Raw genomic sequence first — 16,659 nt, forward strand, 5'->3', positions numbered from 1 at the left:
CCGCCGTGCCGGAGAAGGCCGCCGACGCGGCACCCGTACCGCCCGGCGGTACGGAGCCCGCGAAGGCCGCTTCAGAGGCTGCCCGGCCCGGCCCGGTGGCCGGCGTACGGCAGGCTCCGCCGTGGCGGCGCCCCCGCGCGTACGTCTGGGTCGCCCTGTCGCTCCTCCTCCTCGCGCTGCCCTTCTATCTCGACCGCTTCTGGCTCCAGGCAGGCCTCTTCGCCATGGCCGCCGCGATCGGCGCCATCGGCATCAACCTGCTCACCGGCGCGACCGGGCAGCTCTCCATGGGGCACGCCTTCTTCCTGGCCATCGGCGCGTACGGCTACTGCGTCCTGGCCGGCGGCAACGACGTGGAGAGCGGTCACGAGCTGGCAGGTCTCGGCCTGCCGACATGGCTGGCGGCCGTGCTCGCGGTACTCCTCGCCGGTCTGGCGGGCGGGGTGTTCAGCCCCATCGCCGGCCGGCTGCGCGGGGCGTACCTCGGTATCGCCACGCTCGCGCTGATCTTCGTCGGCCAGCATGTGCTGTTCAACGCCCGTGACCTGACCGGCGGTTTCAACGGCCGCTCCGTGCCTCCGCTCTCCCTCTTCGGATTCGAGTTCGACGACAGCGAGCTCCTCGTCGCCGCCGTCCCGTTCCAGTCCATGGAGAAGCTCTGGTACGCCGCACTCGTCGCCCTCCTGCTGTGCGGCCTCTTCGCCCGCGGAGTGCTCCGCAGCCGGCCCGGCAGGGCGATGAACGCCCTGCGGGACCACCGCATCGCCGCCGGCGTGATGGGCGTGCCGGTCGCCCGCTACCGGGCCGCCGTCTTCGTCCTGTCCTCGATGTATGCGGGTCTCGCCGGCGTCCTGCTGGCCCTGATCTTCCAGCGGACCGTGCCCGAGTACTTCGGCATGATCCTTTCCCTCGAGTACCTGGCCATGATCGTCATCGGCGGTCTCGGCACGGTCGCGGGAGCCGTCGTAGGCGCGATCTTCGTCTCGCTGCTCCCCCAGGTCCTCACCCGCTGGAGCGACGCCCTGCCCCTGGTCTCCGCACCGGGCACCGGCGGCGTGTCCCCCGGGGAGGCCTCCCGCTATCTGTACGGCGCGGCTGTCGTCGCGGTCGTGCTGTTCCTGCCCGGCGGACTCACCCGCCTCGTTCCGTCCCCTCGGGAGAAGAAATGAAGTCAAGAACGTACGCGGCGGTCCTCGCCGTCCTCGCGCTGACGGTGACGGCCGGTTGCAGCAGCAAGGCCTCCAGCGGCGACGGTGACACCAAGGGCGCCGGGGGAGTCAAGACCGACAAGGGGGTCACCGACAAGGCGATCACGCTCGGCGTGCTCACCGACATGACGGGCGTCTACGCCTCCCTCGGCAAGAGCGTCACCCAGGCCCAGCAGCTGTGGGCGAAGCAGACCAACGCGGCCGGCGGCATCTGCGACCGGCAGATCGAGCTGACGGTCCGCGACCACGGCTACGACCCGCAGAAGGCCGTCGCCGGCTACACCGAGCTGGAGCCGAAGGTGCTCGGCTTCGCGCAGTTCATCGGCTCTCCGTTCGTCGCGGCCGTCAAGGAGCGCGTCAACGGCCAGGACAAGGGGCTCGTGCTGCCCCAGGCGTGGTCCGCGAACCTGCTGGGCAGCCCGTACGTCCGGGTCCTCGGCGCCACGTACGACGTCGAGACGATCAACGCCGTCGACTACCTTCTCGCCGAGAAGCGCATCGCCAAGGGCGACAAGATCGGTCACGTCTTCTTCGAGGGCGACTACGGCGAGAACGCGCTGGCCGGCTCCAAGTACGCGGCCGAGAAGGCGGGCCTCACGGTCGTCGAGCAGAAGATCAAGCCGACGGACAACGACATGACGGCGCAGGTCGCGGCCCTGAAGAAGGCGGGCGTCAAGGCGATCCTGCTCAGCGCGGGTCCGCGGCAGGCGGCGTCCCTGGCCGGTGTGGCGGCGGCGGGCGGCTTCAACGTGCCGATCGTCGGCAACAACTCCGCGTTCGCGCCGCAGCTGCTGGCGACGCCGGCGGGACCGGCGCTCACCAAGGACTTCTACATCGCCTCCTCCACGCTCCCGATCGGCGCGCCGGAGCCCGGCCCGTCGAAGCTCGCCAAGGAGTACGCGGCCGAGTACCCGAAGGACGGCCTCGACAACGGTGTGGTCGCCGGCTACACGGCGGCGACGGTCTTCGGCGAGGCGCTGAAGAAGGCGTGCGCCGACAAGGACCTGACCCGGGAGGGCGTCGACAAGGCGCTGCTGACGCTCAACGCGTACAAGAGCGACTTCGGCATCACCCACGACCTCTCGGACCCGGCGGCGCCGTCCACGCGTGAGAGCTTCATCATGAAGCCGGACAAGTCCGTGCCCGGCGGCCTGAAGGTGGTCCGTCCGGGGACGGCGTCGGAGGTGGCGAAGTCCTTCAAGCCCTCCGCGGGCTGACCCCACCTCGTCACTCGCCGCTCGCCCCTCGTCCCCGGCTCAGGGGGCGAGGGGCGAGGGCGTCCCGGGCAGCGGCTTCGGCCGCCGCGCCGGGGAGTCCTCGCCGGGGACGGCCGGGTCCGCCACCGGACGGCGCCGTACCCGACGACGCCGGCGGGGGTGACCGCACGCCTCCCCGGCGGGGCGCGGCGTGGCGCCCGTGATCCGAACCCCCGTGGCGGACCGCCGACGCGCCGGCCCCGCCAGAACTATGGCCGAGCCGGATCACGGTCACTATGGGGACAAGTGCGTATTGACGGCCGGACAGCCGCTGGCCACGGCCTCTTCCGCTGCGGCAAGCTGCTCCGTACGCCACGCTCGACCGCCGCGTGGCGCTCCCTGCTCCGGCAGGGGGACCGCGAAAGGCAGAGGGATGTCCGACCCGGCAGGAATCGATTACGCGCGCATGCTGGAGCTCGCCGTGAGCCTCCTCGAGACCAGGGACCCGGATCATCTGTGGCGTGCGGTGGCGGAGGAGCTGATGCGGGCGCTCGGCGGCGAGGTGGTCGTCGCCAAGGACTCCGAGTGGCTTGCCGACGACGGCCCCGTGCGGGTGTGGCGAAGGGGCGTGGGCAGCACGGACGTGCCCGCGGGCCGGGCCGCACGCCTGATCCGGGAGGGCTATCCCTTCGCCGGGCACTACGGCACCTTGCCGGACCGCGCACCCGGCACGGCGGCCCGGATCGCGGGTTCCCGCTGGCGGAACAGTGAGACCGCGAGCGTCCTCCGCCATTGCCTCGGGACCGACCAGATGCTGGGGCTGCCCCTGCCGGGCCGGAACCGTCCGGTGCGGGGCTTCGTGATCCACCGCGGCGGACCCGACTTCGACGAGCGGGCCCTGCGGTACGCGGCGGCCGTTCAGCCGCTGCTGCGGGCGGCCGCGGCCCAGCACGAACTGCTGACCGGTCGCGCGGCACCGGGCGCGGCGGGCGGACACCGCGGTGGGGCCGGCCCGTCCGGGGCGCAGGCGTCGGCGCTGGGCATCACCCCGCGCGAGTCGGCGGTCCTGCGGCTGCTCGCCGAGGGCCTGCCCGCGCAGGCCATCGCCCGCCGGCTCCATGTGTCGGTGCGTACCGTGCACAAGCATCTGCAGAGTGTGTACCGGAAGCTGGACGCCCCGGACCGCCTCAGCGCCGTGCTGCACGCCCAGCGGCTCGGTCTGCTCGACCCGGGCGCCCCGCGCGACGTGCCGGCGCCCGCGTGCGACTGAGGGCGCGGCTCCGACCGGCCCGGGGGGCATAGGGGCGCGGGAAAGCCCCAGGGGCCCGGACCGAATTCGGTCCGGGCCCCTGGGGCAACGTACGAGCAGGACTACGGGAGCTGTGCCGCCCGCGCCTCGCGGCTCTCACGCCGGTTGTCACGGAACGTGTTCACCCGGCGCGCCGTGGCGAACAGCGGGATCGTCGCCGCCATCACGATCTGCAGCGCGCAGCCCATCTGCAGCAGCACCTGGCCGCCCGGCGCGTCGAACGCCCACGCCGCCAGCATGCCCATGGCCGAAACGATCCAGCCGAGCATCGCCACCGCGAGGATGCCCCGCGGCTTCGGGTACTCGACCCGGCTCACCATCAGCCACGCGGTACCGACGACCGCCAGCAGTGTCGCCTCGAACGGCAGCTCGAGCAGCACGATCGAGACGACCGTGAGCGCACCGAACGGCGAGGGCATGCCCTGGAACGTGCCGTCCTTCACGGTGACGCACGAGAAGCGCGCAAGCCGCAGCACCACCGCCAGCAGCACAACGATCGCGCCCACCGCCGCGACCCGCTCGTGCGCGTCGCTCGCGACCATGCCGTACACCAGCACGAAGTACGCGGGCGCCAGACCGAAGCTGATCAGATCGGAGAGGTTGTCCAGCTCCGCACCCATCGGCGACGACCGCAGCTTGCGGGCGACGAGGCCGTCGAACAGGTCGAAGACCGCCGCGCACAGCATGAGGATCACGGCCGTGGCCGCGCTGTTGCGGGCCATGCCGGACTCGTCACCCGACAGGTGCGGGATGAGGATGCCGGTGGTGGTGAAGTACACCGCCATGAATCCGCACGTCGCGTTACCGAGTGTGAGGGTGTCCGCTATCGACAACCGCAGCGACAGCGGCATTTCCTCCGCGTCGTCGTCCTCGGCGACCCAGTTGGACGCCTGGGTTTCGGGATCAATCACGGTCAATTCGAGTCACCCCCGCAGTCGTGGTCTGACCGACCTCGACAGCGACGTCGACACCTTCCGGAAGGTAGATGTCAACGCGCGATCCGAAGCGGATCAGACCGATGCGGTCGCCCTGCTCGACCTTGGTGCCCTGCGGGATGTACGGGACGATCCGCCGCGCGACCGCGCCGGCGATCTGCACCATCTCGATGTCACCGAGCTCGGTGTCGAAGTGCCAGACAACGCGCTCGTTGTTCTCGCTCTCCTTGTTGAACGCGGGGACGAAACCGCCCGGGATGTGCTCGACCGACGTCACCGTGCCCGAGAGGGGCGCGCGGTTGACGTGGACGTTGAGCGGGCTCATGAAGATCGCGACACGGGTACGTCCGTCCTTCCACGGCATGATGCTCTGCACCACACCGTCGGCCGGCGAGATGACCCGGCCGTGCGCGATCTCACGCTCGGGGTCGCGGAAGAACCACAGCATGCCCGCCGCGAGCGCGGTGGTGGGCACGGCGATGGCCGCGGCACGCCGGGAGCGGCGCGAACGGGCCAGGCTGAGTGCAGCGGTGGCGACGGTCGGCAGAAGCCACGGCGATGCTCCGCGAGCGATACGTACGCCAAGGAGGCTGTCGCGAGGTGCAGAGGTTTGGCTGTGGGGCATGGATGACCTTCGTAGCGGATGATGCCGCGCTGGCAACGGGGGACGGCGGCTTTCCCGCGATCGTATCGGTTACGACCCGCAACTGGGAAAGGCAGAAGCCGAGTCGGCGGCCGGAAGATGATGACAGGGTGTGATCATCTTCCGGCCGTAACCGACTCAAAAGCGACAATCAACCCTGGAATCGGTACTCCTCGAGCAGCCGACGACCAATGATCATTTTCTGGATCTCGGCGGTACCCTCACCGATCAGCAGCATCGGAGCCTCACGGTAGAGGCGCTCGATCTCGTACTCCTTGGAGAAGCCGTAGCCGCCGTGGATACGGAAGGCGTCCTCGACGACTTCCTTGCAGTACTCGGAGGCGAGGTACTTCGCCATCCCTGCCTCCAGGTCGTTTCGTTCCCCGGAGTCCTTTTTGCGTGCCGCGTTCACCATCATCGCATGGGCGGCCTCGACCTTGGTAGCCATCTCGGCCAGCTTGAACTGGATCGCCTGGTGCTGGGCGATCTGCTTGCCGAAGGTGTGGCGCTGCTGGGCGTAGGAGACGCCCAGCTCAAAGGCACGCTGCGCGACACCGCAGCCACGCGCGGCCACATTCACGCGCCCGACCTCGACGCCGTCCATCATTTGGTAAAACCCTCGGCCGGTGGTGCCGCCGAGTACCCGATTGGCCGGAATGCGCAGTCCGTCCATGATGAGTTCGGTCGTGTCGACGCCCTTGTAACCCATCTTGTCGATCTTCCCGGGGATGGTGAGGCCGGGGCGGACCTCTCCGAAGCCGGGCTCCTTCTCGACCAGGAAGGTCGTCATCGACTTGTGCGGGGCGGTGCCCTCGGGGTGTCCTTCGTCACTCCGGCACAGGACGGCGACCAGAGTGGACGTGCCACCGTTCGTCAGCCACATCTTCTGGCCGTTGAGGACGTACTCGTCACCGTCCTTGACGCCCTTGGACGTGATGGCCGACACGTCGGAGCCGAGGCCGGGCTCGGACATCGAGAACGCGCCCCGCACCTCGCCCAGCGCCATGCGCGGCAGGAAGGTGTCCTTCTGCTCCTGCGTGCCGTGCTGCTTGAGCATGTACGCCACGATGAAGTGCGTGTTGATGATGCCGGAGACGGACATCCAGCCACGGGCGATCTCCTCCACGCACAGCGCGTACGTGAGAAGGGACTCGCCCAGGCCGCCGTACTCCTCCGGGATCATCAGGCCGAACAGGCCGAGTTCCTTCAGGCCCTCGACGATCTGCGTCGGGTACTCGTCCTTGTGCTCCAGCCCGGTGGCGACAGGGATGATCTCCTTGTCGACAAAGTCCCGCACGGTGGCGAGGATCTCCTGCTGAACATCGGTCAGACCGTGGGTCTGGGCGAGTCGCGCCATGACTACTTCTCCTGTGACTTCAGCTCGGGCCGGCCGGGCTGCTCGCCGCCGCGCTCCTTGATGTACGTCTCCGTCGGGACCATCACCTTGCGCCGGAAGACGCAGACGAGGGTGCCGTCCTGCTTGTAGCCCTTGGTCTCCACGTAGACGATCCCGCGGTCGCTCTTCGACCGGGAGGGCGTCTTGTCGAGGACGGTGGTCTCGCCGTAGATCGTGTCGCCGTGGAAGGTCGGCGCCACGTGCCGCAGCGACTCGATCTCCAGGTTGGCGATGGCCTTGCCGGAGACGTCCGGCACGGACATGCCGAGCAGCAGCGAGTAGATGTAGTTGCCCACCACGACGTTCTTGCCGAAGTCCGTCGTGTTCTCCGCATAGTTGACGTCCATGTGGAGGGGGTGGTGGTTCATCGTCAGGAGACAGAAGAGGTGGTCGTCGTACTCCGTGACCGTCTTCCCGGGCCAGTGCTTGTAGACCGCGCCGACCTCGAACTCCTCGTAGGTGCGTCCGAACTGCATGACGGTCAGGCCTCCGGGATCTCGAACTTGCTGGTGCGCTGCATGCCGGCCGCGCGCCCCTTGCCGGAGACGACGAGTGCCATCTTGCGGCTGGCCTCGTCGATCATCTCGTCGCCGAGCATCGCCGAGCCCTTCTTGCCGCCCGCCTCCGACGTGTAGTAGTCGTACGCGTCGAGGATCAGCTCCGCGTGGTCGTAGTCCTCCTGCGACGGCGAGAAGATCTCGTTGGACGCCTCGACCTGACCCGGGTGGAGCACCCACTTGCCGTCGAAGCCGAGAGCGGCGGCGCGCTGCGCGACGGCGCGGTAGCCGTCGATGTTGCGGATCTGCAGGTAGGGGCCGTCGATCGCCTGGAGGTTGTTGGCGCGGGCCGCCATCAGGATCTTCATCAGGATGTAGTGGTACGCGTCGGCGTCGTAACCGGGGGGCTGCTCGCCGACGACCAGTGACTTCATGTTGATGGAGGCCATGAAGTCGGCCGGGCCGAAGATGATCGTCTCCACGCGCGGCGACGCCTGGGCGATCGCGTTGACGTTGTTGAGGCCCTGCGCGTTCTCGATCTGCGCCTCGATGCCGATCTTGCCGACCTCGAAGCCCATCGTCTTCTCGATCTGGGTGAGCAGCAGGTCCAGCGCCACGATCTGCTGGGCGTCCTGCACCTTCGGCAGCATGATGCAGTCGAGGTTCTGGCCGGCGCCCTCGACGACCGTGACGACGTCACGGTAGGTCCAGTGCGTGGTCCAGTCGTTGACCCGCACGACCCGCGTCTTGCCGGTCCAGTCGCCCTCGTTGAGGAACTTCACGATGGTGTGGCGCGCGTCCGGCTTCGCGAGCGGCGCACACGCGTCCTCCAGGTCGAGGAAGACCTGGTCGGCGGGCAGACCCTGGGCCTTCTCCAGGAACCGCGGGTTCGAGCCGGGCACCGCCAGGCAGGAACGGCGCGGACGAAGACGGTTGACCGGGTGCACAGGGGTGCTCATGCGGGGACCTCCAGAGGGTCGAGCTTGTTCGCTTTACGGATCTCGTCGACGATACGGCCGATGATCTCCGTGATACCGAAGTCCTTCGGGGTGAAGACGGCGGCCACGCCCGCCTCCTTCAGAGCGGCGCCGTCGGCGTTCGGGATGATCCCGCCGACGATCACCGGAATGTCCACGGCGCCCGCCTCGCGCAGCCGTGCGAGTACGTCCGGCACCAGCTCGGCGTGCGAGCCGGACAGGATGGAGAGGCCGACGCAGTGCACGTCCTCCGCGAGGGCGGCGGAGACGATCTGCTCAGGCGTGAGCCTGATGCCCTGGTAGACCACCTCGAACCCGGCGTCACGGGCCCGTACGGCGATCTGCTCTGCGCCGTTGGAGTGCCCGTCCAGGCCCGGCTTGCCGACCAGCAGCCGCAGCCGGCCGCAGCCCAGCTCGTCCGCGGTACGCGCCACCTTCTCGCGCACGGCGGCGAGCGGGGTGCCCGCCTCCGCGGTGACGGCCACCGGGGCGCTGCTGACGCCCGTCGGCGCACGGAACTCGCCGAAGACGTCACGCAGCGCCCAGGCCCACTCGCCGGTGGTGACGCCCGCACGCGCACACTCGACGGTGGCCGCCATCAGGTTCTCGGTGCCCGCCGCGGCCTTCTTCAGTGCCGCGAGGGCCTCTGCCGCACGGGACTCGTCGCGGTCCGCGCGCCACTCGTGCAGCTTCGCGACGACCCGGGCCTCGTTCGCCGGGTCGACCGTCATGATGGCCGTGTCGAGGTCCGCGGTGAGCGGGTTCTCCTCGGTGGTCTCGTAGATGTTGACGCCGACGATCTTCTCGTCGCCCGCCTCGATCCGTGCCCGCCTCTCGGCGTGCGAGGAGACCAGCTGCGACTTGAGGTAGCCGGACTCGACGGCCGCCATCGCGCCGCCCATCTCCTGGATCCGGTCGATCTCCGCCAGGCACTCGGCGACCAGCGACTCGACCTTGGCCTCGATGACGTGCGACCCGTCGAAGATGTCCTCGTACTCGAGCAGGTCCGACTCGTGCGCCAGCACCTGCTGGATGCGCAGCGACCACTGCTGGTCCCACGGCCGGGGCAGACCCAGCGCCTCGTTCCACGCGGGGAGCTGCACGGCGCGGGCCCGGGCGTCCTTGGAGAGCGTCACGGCCAGCATCTCGAGCACGATGCGCTGGACGTTGTTCTCCGGCTGCGCCTCGGTCAGTCCGAGGGAGTTGACCTGGACGCCGTAGCGGAAGCGGCGCTGCTTCTCGTTCTCGATGCCGTAGCGCTCGCGGGTGACCTTGTCCCAGATGCGCCCGAACGCGCGCATCTTGCACATCTCCTCGATGAAGCGGACGCCCGCGTTCACGAAGAACGAGATGCGGGCGACGACGTCACCGAACTTCTCCGCCGGCACCTGGCCGGAGTCGCGCACCGCGTCCAGCACGGCGATCGCGGTGGACATCGCGTACGCGATCTCCTGCACCGGCGTGGCCCCGGCCTCCTGCAGGTGGTAGCTGCAGATGTTGATCGGGTTCCACTTGGGGATGTTGGCCACCGTGTACGTGATCATGTCGGTGGTCAGGCGCAGCGAAGGACCGGGCGGGAAGACGTGCGTCCCGCGCGACAGGTACTCCTTGACGATGTCGTTCTGGGTCGTGCCCTGGAGCCTGGTGATGTCCGCACCCTGCTCCTCGGCGACCACCTGGTACAGCGCCAGCAGCCACATGGCCGTGGCGTTGATGGTCATCGAGGTGTTCATCTGCTCCAGGGGGATGTCCTGGAACAGCCGGCGCATGTCGCCCAGATGGGAGACCGGCACCCCGACCCGGCCGACCTCGCCGCGGGCGAGGACGTGGTCGGGGTCGTAACCGGTCTGGGTCGGCAGGTCGAAGGCCACCGACAGACCCGTCTGGCCCTTGGCGAGGTTGCGCCGGTACAGCTCGTTGGACGCCTCGGCGGTCGAGTGACCGGCGTACGTCCGCATGAGCCAGGGCCGGTCCTTCTGGCGCTCTGTCATCTGCAGACCTCAGACATTCCTGAAGCGGTTGATGGCGTCGAGGTGCTTCTCGCGCATCTCCGGGTCGCGGACGCCGAGGCCTTCCCGCGGGGCGAGGGCGAGGACGCCGACCTTGCCCTGGTGGAGGTTGCGGTGCACGTCGTACGCGGCCTGGCCGGTGTCCTCGAGGGAGTAGACCTTCGAGAGCGTCGGGTGGATCTTGCCCTTGGCGATGAGGCGGTTGGCCTCCCACGCCTCGCGGTAGTTGGCGAAGTGCGAGCCGATGATCCGCTTCAGCGACATCCACAGGTAGCGGTTGTCGTACTCGTGCATGTAGCCCGAGGTCGAGGCGCAGGTGGTGATGGTGCCGCCCTTGCGGGTGACGTAGACGCTCGCGCCGAAGGTCTCGCGGCCGGGGTGCTCGAAGACGATGTCGATGTCCTCGCCGCCGGTGAGTTCGCGGATGCGCTTGCCGAAGCGCTTCCACTCCTTCGGGTCCTGGGTGTGCTCGTCCTTCCAGAACTTGTAGCCCTCGGCGTTGCGGTCGATGATCGCCTCGGCGCCCATCTTCCGGCAGATGTCCGCCTTCTGGTCGCTGGAGACGACACAGATCGGGTTGGCGCCGCCGGCCAGCGCGAACTGGGTGGCGTAGGAGCCGAGTCCGCCGCTGGCGCCCCAGATGAGGACGTTGTCGCCCTGCTTCATGCCGGCGCCGTTGCGGGAGACGAGCTGGCGGTACGCGGTGGAGTTGACCAGGCCCGGGGAAGCGGCCTCCTCCCAGCTGAGGTGCTTGGGCTTGGGCATCAGCTGGTTGGACTTGACGAGCGCGATCTCGGCGAGGCCGCCGAAGTTGGTCTCGAAGCCCCAGATGCGCTGCTCGGGGTCGAGCATCGTGTCGTTGTGGCCGTCGGAGGACTCCAGCTCGACGGAGAGGCAGTGCGCGACGACCTCGTCCCCGGGGTTCCAGGCGTTCACGCCGGGGCCGGTGCGCAGGACGACGCCCGCGAGGTCGGACCCGATGACGTGGTACGGCAGGTCGTGGCGCTTGGTGAGCTCGGACAGGCGTCCGTAGCGCTCCAGGAACCCGAAGGTCGACAGCGGCTCGAAGATCGAGGTCCACACGGAGTTGTAGTTGACCGAGGAGGCCATGACCGCAACCAGGGCCTCGCCGGGGCCGAGCTCCGGCACCGGCACGTCCTCGACATGGAGGGACTTGCGGGGGTCCTTCTCCCGCGTGGCGAGGCCCTCGAACATGTCGACCTCGTCCTTGTGCACGGTGACCGCGCGGTAGGACTCGGGGATGGTCAGAGCGGCGAAGTCGGCGGACGTGGACTCCGTCGACTGGATCGCGTCCAGGATTTCCTTCACGGTGTTGCCTCCGGCGAAGAGCGTCTGAGGGGGACGCTGAGGGGTACGTCGGGGTGGTGCTGCTGCTGTGGAGGTGTGCCGTCGGTTCGGCGGGTGGTGCTCGGTGGCGGCGCTGGTGGGCGCTTGAAGGTGCCTGGTGACGCAGGCGTCCGGGCGCGCAGCGCGATGGTTGCGGGGACAGCCGGCGTACGAATGGTCTCTGCACGCCGGCCGCCCGGACAACATCAACGTATGGCACCCCGTGCCAGGTGACAAGACACTGCGTGCCAAGAATTTCTCTCAGATGCAATCCGCCGGACACATATGAGCGATGATCGATCGAATGGGCTCCTGAGCAGCGCGAACGGCCGCCCCAGGACGGGGCGGCCGTGACGTTGTGTGCGTATGTGTGCTGCTGGAGTAAGGGGGCGTGATGTGACTCTCGCGACGCCAGGTACCGCCGGACGGGTGAATCCGTACGGGCTGGTCAGCCGCTCTTGAGTGCCTGCTCGATCGTCCGCATGACCTCGCTCAGCGGCGCGTCCGTACGGGCCACGGCCACCAGCACCTCGCCCTGCGTGCGGGCCGTGGCCGCGGGCTCTTCGGCCGCCGGGGTGGTCTCGCCCATGACCGTGCCGCTCTTGCGGCCGGCCCCTATGCCCGAACCGAACGTGTCGCGGACGATCGCGAACGCGTGGTCGAGCTGGGCCTCCACGTCGCCCTGGCCGCCGGCCCGCAGCCAGCGGCGCAGCACGTGGTTGTGCGCGGTGACGACCGCGGAGGCGGCCACCTCCGCCAGCAGCGGGTCGTCATTGCCGTCGTGGTGGTCGCGCTCGTCGAAATGGCCCAGGAGATAGCGCGTGAACAGGCGCTCGTAGCGGGCCACCGACGCGATCTCGCGCTCCCGCAGCGTCGGCACCTCGCGGGTCAGGCGGTAGCGCTCCACGGAGACCGCGGGAGAGGCCGCGTACATCCGCATGACCTCTTTGATGCCGCGGCAGACCGTGTCCAGCGGGTGCTCGTGGGGCGGCGCGGCGTTCAGCACCGCCTCCGCCCGTACCAGCGTGTCGTCGTGGTCCGGGAAGATCGCCTCTTCCTTGGAGCGGAAGTGCCGGAAGAAGGTCCGTCGTGCCACCCCCGCCGTGGCGGCGATCTCGTCGACGGTCGTCGCCTCGTAGCCCTTGGTCGCGAACAACTCCATGGCCGCCGCCGCCAGTTCACGGCGCATCTTCAGACGTTGCGCGGCGGCGCGGGAGCCTGCGGCGCTCTCCGGAGCGTCGGCCTGGGCGCCGGCGCGGCCGGTGCGGCGGGAGGGATCAGCGGGCTGGGGCATGATCTGAACGTACTGCATTCGAGCAGCTGAATGCGCCCACGGGGCGGTGCCGGCGTCGGACGGGGCCGGAGCCGGGGACGGGCCGCCCGGACCGAGCAGCCCGCCCCATCCGGCGTCGGACTCAGCGCCGGGCATATTCGCGGAAGCCGCGTCCCGTCTTGCGGCCGAGGCAGCCCGCCGCCACCAGGTGCTCCAGCAGCGGCGCCGGGGCCAGACCCGGGTCGCGGAACTCGTTGTGCAGCACCTTCTCGATGGCCAGCGAGACATCGAGCCCGACCACGTCGAGCAGCTCGAACGGGCCCATCGGGTAGCCGCCGCCGAGCTTCATCGCGGCGTCGATGTCGTCGAGGGTGGCGTAGTGCTCCTCGACCATCTTGATCGCGTTGTTGAGGTACGGGAAGAGCAGCGCGTTCACGATGAAGCCGGCGCGGTCGCCGCAGTCCACCGGGTGCTTCTTGATCTTCGTGGTGACCTCGCGGACCGTGGCGTGCACATCGTCGGCGGTGAGGACCGTGCGGACCACCTCGACCAGCTTCATCGCCGGCGCCGGGTTGAAGAAGTGCATCCCGATGACGTCCTCGGGGCGCGAGGTGGCGCGGGCGCAGGCGACGACCGACAGCGACGAGGTCGTGGTGGCGAGCACGGCGCCCGGCTTGCAGATCTTGTCCAGGGTGGCGAACAGCTGCTGCTTGATCTCCAGGTCCTCGGCCACCGCCTCCAGCGCCAGGTCGACGTCGGAGAAGGCGTCCAGCGAGCCGGCGGGCGCGATACGGGCGAGGGTGGCCTCACGGGCCTCCTCCGTCATCCGGCCCTTGGAGACCGAGCGGGCCAGCGACTTGCCGATCCGGGCCTTGGCCACCTCCGCCTTCTCCAGGCTGCGGGCGGCGAGGACGACGTCGTAACCGGCCTTGGCGAAGACCTCGGCGATACCGCTCGCCATGGTGCCCGAGCCGGCCACACCCACCGAGCGGACCTCGCGGCCGGCGGCCGCCTCCGCCGACGGCTTGGGGGTCAGCGCGTCGTCGACGACCTCCGCGGTGTCCGGCGCGGCGTACGTGTAGAAGCCGCGGCCGGCCTTCCGGCCGGTCAGCCCCGCCTCGCTGAGCTGCTTCAGGACGGGCGCCGGAGCGTGCAGCCGGTCCTGCGACTCCGCGTACATGGCGTCCAGGACGGTACGGGCGGTGTCGATGCCGATCAGGTCGAGCAGCGCGAGCGGACCCATCGGCAGACCGCAGCCGAGCTTCATCGCGGCGTCGATGTCCTCACGGGAGGCGTATCGCGACTCGTACATCGCCGCCGCCTGGTTGAGGTAGCCGAACAGCAGGCCGTCGGCCACGAATCCGGGCCGGTCGCCGACCGCGACCGGCTCCTTGCCGAGCTCCGTGGCGAGCGCGGTGACGGCCTCCACGGCCGCCGGCGCGGTGAGCACGCAGGAGACCACCTCGACCAGCTTCATCGCCGGCGCCGGGTTGAAGAAGTGCAGGCCGAGCACGCGCTCAGGGTGCTGGGAATCGGCGGCGAGCCGGGTCACGGAGAGGGCGTTGGTACCCGTGGCGATGATCGCCTGCGGCCGGACGATGCCGTCCAGCTCCCGCAGGACCTGGAGCTTGGCCTCGTACGACTCGGGCACGACCTCGATGACGAGGTCGGCCTCCGCCGCGGCCTGAAGGTCGGAGAAGGTGCGGAAGCGGGCGAGGACGGTGCGGCGCTCCTCCTCGGTGATCCGCTCGCGCTCCACGGCGCGGGCGGTGGAGGCCTCGAGCGCGAGGACGGCCCGGCGGGCCGCGGCGTCGCTGACGTCGATGCCGATGACCTCACGGCCGGCGCGGGCGAGGACCTCGGCGATGCCGGTGCCCATGGTGCCGAGGCCGACGACGGCAATGGTGTGGAGAGGGGTGTCCATCACGGGACTCCAGGGATGAGTGACGACTGAAGGAGGAGCGCGCGGGGCGGAACGGAAGAATCGCCGAGGAGCGCCGAATGCGCACAGGCCGGACACCGAGGGGCGTGCGGCGGGCGGGAAAACGCGTGTCGTGGTGCTGGGCCGACGGGCCTGTCCCGGGCCACGTCGTACTGCGGGCTTCGAAAAGCCGAACCGACAACCTCTCGACGGCTGCGTCACCAGGCCGCCGAAAGCGCGGGGGTTACCCGCTCACCTGAGATTAACTCGCGGGTAACGAGCGCGCCAGCCCTGGAGTGATGTGATCTGGATCGCGCCTCCGCCGCCTCGATACCCTGCTCCCATGGACGAGGAGTTACGGTCGCTCGCGAGCCGGCTACGGGACGAGGCGGGCGGCGGTCCGGTGTACGAACGACTGCTGACCACCACCGACCATGACGAACTCGCCGCGGTCCTCACCGAACGCGAACGCCCCCTGTGGGCCCGCGAACTCGCCGCCTTCCGCCTCGGGTGCGCCGGGGACCGCCGGGCCTTCGAGTCCCTGGTCCTGCTGCTCAACCACCGCGACCCGGAGCGCTGCGTCTCCGCGGCCCACGCGCTGTTCCTGCTGGGCGACCCCAGGACCCCCCGCGCGGCGGCGGCACTCGCCACCAACGAACTCCGCGTCGCCTACGCCCTGTTGCCGGTCCGCCTGCTGACCAGGCTGCGCGCCCCCGAGTCCGTGCCGGCGCTGATGACGGTCCTGCGCCGCAGACTCACGGCCGGGGACCCCCACTGGCGCGTGGCCCTTGCCTGTGTGGAGGGCCTCGGCGCGCTCGGCGACAAACGCGCGGCGGAGGTCGTCCGCGCCGCCCTGCCCCACCCCCGCCTGACGGCCGCCGCGGCGGCGGCACTGGCCAGGCTGGAGATGTGAGGAGCCCGGGCCTGTCCGCAGACCGACTGCGCGGAGCCTGCTGGCATGATCGACGGGTGATCGGCGAAACCGTGCGGCCCGGCGCCATGAAGTACGTCCTGTTCGATGTCGACGGCACGTTGATCGATGCCGTGGAGAACCAGCGCCGGGTCTGGCGGGCCTGGGCGGAGCGGTACGGACTGGACCCCGACGAGGTCTACCGGGTGGCGTTGCGGACGCGGCCGTCGGAGACCTTCGCACAGGTCGCTCCGGGCGAGGACCCTCACGAGTGCCTGGCCGCCCTGCACGAGTTGGAGGACGAGGACGTCCGGTCGGGCACCTATGCGGCCTTCGACGGGGCCTCGGAACTGCTCGGCGCCCTGCGGCCCGGGAGCTGGGCCTTGGTGACCTCGAACTACGAGCACCGGGTACGCGGCCGCTTCGCCCGGACCGGCCTGCCGGTGCCGGACGTCCTCGTGGACGCGGCCGCCGTCGACGAGGGCAAGCCGTCGCCTGTGCCCTATCTGCAGGCCGCCGCGCGACTCGGCGCCGAACCGGCGGACTGTCTCGTCATCGAGGACGCCCCGTCCGGCGTGCGGTCCGGACTGAGCGCCGGAATGACGGTGTGGGGGGTCAACGCCCCCGCGGCGGTGGACGGCGTGCACCGCCACTTCGGCACCCTGCGCGAAGCGGTCCGCGACATCCTCGCGTTCACGTCCGTGCCCCACGCCCGACGGCTGGAGGGATCAGCCGCAGTGGAATGAGGTGCTCCGGGATCGGCGCGCCATCGGCACGGTCCGCGGGCCTTGTCCTCAGCTTCCCTGACCGCGTCCGACGCGACCGTGACCGTGACGGGGACGGGTCCTGACCTGTCCTGTCCTGACGTGACCTGACTGTGAGCGGACCCGGAAGCGTGCGGCTGGGGCCGCGGGCGGCGTGGCCCGCCGTGCGGGAACTGGCCGCCGCCGCGCAGCGACCAGACGGGCAGGCCGAGCATGGGCGCGGTCGCCTGAGCGATGGGGTGAACCGGGTTCGCTCTCGGCGGCCTGCGTACGC

General features: G+C 69.9%; 14 protein-coding genes. 5 read left to right on the top strand and 9 right to left on the bottom strand.

Annotated elements, in window-relative coordinates:
* The first annotated feature begins 95 nt into the window (after positions 1-95).
* The 3 genes from AB0K36_RS19245 to AB0K36_RS19255 all read left to right on the top strand — a co-directional run bounded on the left by AB0K36_RS19245 (position 96) and on the right by AB0K36_RS19255 (position 3,674).
* The gene (locus AB0K36_RS19245) at positions 96-1,169 is read left to right on the top strand and encodes a branched-chain amino acid ABC transporter permease (protein ID WP_364595674.1); all 1,074 of its coding nucleotides are present in this window, start codon (positions 96-98) and stop codon (positions 1,167-1,169) included.
* Positions 1,166-2,425 (top strand): ABC transporter substrate-binding protein, encoded by a 1,260-nt coding sequence (locus AB0K36_RS19250; protein WP_364595583.1) that lies wholly within the window; start codon positions 1,166-1,168, stop codon positions 2,423-2,425. The genes AB0K36_RS19245 and AB0K36_RS19250 overlap by 4 nt, the downstream gene beginning before the upstream one ends.
* A gap of 412 nt (positions 2,426-2,837) precedes the next feature.
* A complete protein-coding gene (locus AB0K36_RS19255; protein WP_364595586.1) occupies positions 2,838-3,674 on the top strand; it encodes a helix-turn-helix transcriptional regulator in 837 nt (278 codons plus the stop codon).
* A 101-nt stretch (positions 3,675-3,775) separates the two neighbouring features.
* On the opposite strand, the gene pssA is transcribed toward AB0K36_RS19255, so the two are convergent.
* From pssA to AB0K36_RS19300, 9 genes are all read right to left on the bottom strand, one after another.
* Positions 3,776-4,630 carry a CDP-diacylglycerol--serine O-phosphatidyltransferase gene (gene pssA, locus AB0K36_RS19260; RefSeq protein ID WP_364595589.1) on the bottom strand — a complete coding sequence of 285 codons (855 nt, stop codon included), beginning with the start codon at positions 4,628-4,630 and terminating at the stop codon, positions 3,776-3,778.
* A complete protein-coding gene (locus tag AB0K36_RS19265; protein ID WP_189464470.1) occupies positions 4,617-5,273 on the bottom strand; it encodes a phosphatidylserine decarboxylase in 657 nt (218 codons plus the stop codon). The genes pssA and AB0K36_RS19265 overlap by 14 nt, the downstream gene beginning before the upstream one ends.
* A 169-nt stretch (positions 5,274-5,442) precedes the next feature.
* Positions 5,443-6,648 (bottom strand): acyl-CoA dehydrogenase family protein, encoded by a 1,206-nt coding sequence (locus tag AB0K36_RS19270; protein WP_005309527.1) that lies wholly within the window; start codon positions 6,646-6,648, stop codon positions 5,443-5,445.
* 2 nt (positions 6,649-6,650) lie between these two features.
* Positions 6,651-7,163, bottom strand: a complete 513-nt coding sequence (locus tag AB0K36_RS19275) for a MaoC family dehydratase (protein WP_189464471.1) — start codon at positions 7,161-7,163, stop codon at positions 6,651-6,653.
* A 5-nt stretch (positions 7,164-7,168) separates the two neighbouring features.
* The gene (locus AB0K36_RS19280; RefSeq protein WP_307709261.1) at positions 7,169-8,143 is read right to left on the bottom strand and encodes an HpcH/HpaI aldolase/citrate lyase family protein; all 975 of its coding nucleotides are present in this window, start codon (positions 8,141-8,143) and stop codon (positions 7,169-7,171) included.
* Complete coding sequence (locus AB0K36_RS19285) at positions 8,140-10,152, bottom strand: protein meaA (protein WP_364595595.1); 2,013 nt, start codon at positions 10,150-10,152, stop codon at positions 8,140-8,142. The genes AB0K36_RS19280 and AB0K36_RS19285 overlap by 4 nt, the downstream gene beginning before the upstream one ends.
* 9 nt (positions 10,153-10,161) lie before the next feature.
* Positions 10,162-11,499, bottom strand: coding sequence for a crotonyl-CoA carboxylase/reductase (gene ccrA, locus AB0K36_RS19290; protein ID WP_364595598.1), 1,338 nt, complete (start codon positions 11,497-11,499; stop codon positions 10,162-10,164).
* A 466-nt stretch (positions 11,500-11,965) separates the two neighbouring features.
* On the bottom strand, positions 11,966-12,811 hold the full coding sequence (locus AB0K36_RS19295; protein WP_435877887.1) for a TetR family transcriptional regulator: 846 nt from the start codon (positions 12,809-12,811) through the stop codon (positions 11,966-11,968).
* A 121-nt stretch (positions 12,812-12,932) separates the two neighbouring features.
* On the bottom strand, positions 12,933-14,714 hold the full coding sequence (locus AB0K36_RS19300; protein WP_364595604.1) for a 3-hydroxyacyl-CoA dehydrogenase family protein: 1,782 nt from the start codon (positions 14,712-14,714) through the stop codon (positions 12,933-12,935).
* 340 nt (positions 14,715-15,054) lie between these two features.
* Here AB0K36_RS19300 and AB0K36_RS19305 point away from each other — a divergent pair, with 340 nt between their 5' ends.
* Together AB0K36_RS19305 and AB0K36_RS19310 are read left to right on the top strand one after the other, a co-directional pair.
* Entirely contained in the window at positions 15,055-15,624 is a 570-nt protein-coding gene (locus AB0K36_RS19305) for an adenylosuccinate lyase (protein ID WP_364595607.1), read from the top strand.
* Between the two features lie 86 nt (positions 15,625-15,710).
* Entirely contained in the window at positions 15,711-16,367 is a 657-nt protein-coding gene (locus tag AB0K36_RS19310; RefSeq protein ID WP_435877890.1) for an HAD family hydrolase, read from the top strand.
* Positions 16,368-16,659: the final 292 nt, after the last annotated feature.

The organism is Streptomyces kurssanovii (genome assembly GCF_040677245.1).
Classification (GTDB): Bacteria; Actinomycetota; Actinomycetes; order Streptomycetales; family Streptomycetaceae; genus Streptomyces; species Streptomyces kurssanovii.

Coding starts and splice junctions, on each gene's coding strand:
- AB0K36_RS19250 (WP_364595583.1), top strand. CDS start 1,166: ATGAAGTCAAGAACGTACGCGGCGGTCCTCGCCGTCCTCGCGCTGACG.
- AB0K36_RS19255 (WP_364595586.1), top strand. CDS start 2,838: ATGTCCGACCCGGCAGGAATCGATTACGCGCGCATGCTGGAGCTCGCC.
- AB0K36_RS19265 (WP_189464470.1), bottom strand. CDS start 5,273: ATGCCCCACAGCCAAACCTCTGCACCTCGCGACAGCCTCCTTGGCGTA.
- AB0K36_RS19270 (WP_005309527.1), bottom strand. CDS start 6,648: ATGGCGCGACTCGCCCAGACCCACGGTCTGACCGATGTTCAGCAGGAG.
- AB0K36_RS19275 (WP_189464471.1), bottom strand. CDS start 7,163: ATGCAGTTCGGACGCACCTACGAGGAGTTCGAGGTCGGCGCGGTCTAC.
- AB0K36_RS19280 (WP_307709261.1), bottom strand. CDS start 8,143: ATGAGCACCCCTGTGCACCCGGTCAACCGTCTTCGTCCGCGCCGTTCC.
- AB0K36_RS19285 (WP_364595595.1), bottom strand. CDS start 10,152: ATGACAGAGCGCCAGAAGGACCGGCCCTGGCTCATGCGGACGTACGCC.
- AB0K36_RS19295 (WP_435877887.1), bottom strand. CDS start 12,811: ATGCCCCAGCCCGCTGATCCCTCCCGCCGCACCGGCCGCGCCGGCGCC.
- AB0K36_RS19300 (WP_364595604.1), bottom strand. CDS start 14,714: ATGGACACCCCTCTCCACACCATTGCCGTCGTCGGCCTCGGCACCATG.
- AB0K36_RS19305 (WP_364595607.1), top strand. CDS start 15,055: ATGGACGAGGAGTTACGGTCGCTCGCGAGCCGGCTACGGGACGAGGCG.
- AB0K36_RS19310 (WP_435877890.1), top strand. CDS start 15,711: ATGAAGTACGTCCTGTTCGATGTCGACGGCACGTTGATCGATGCCGTG.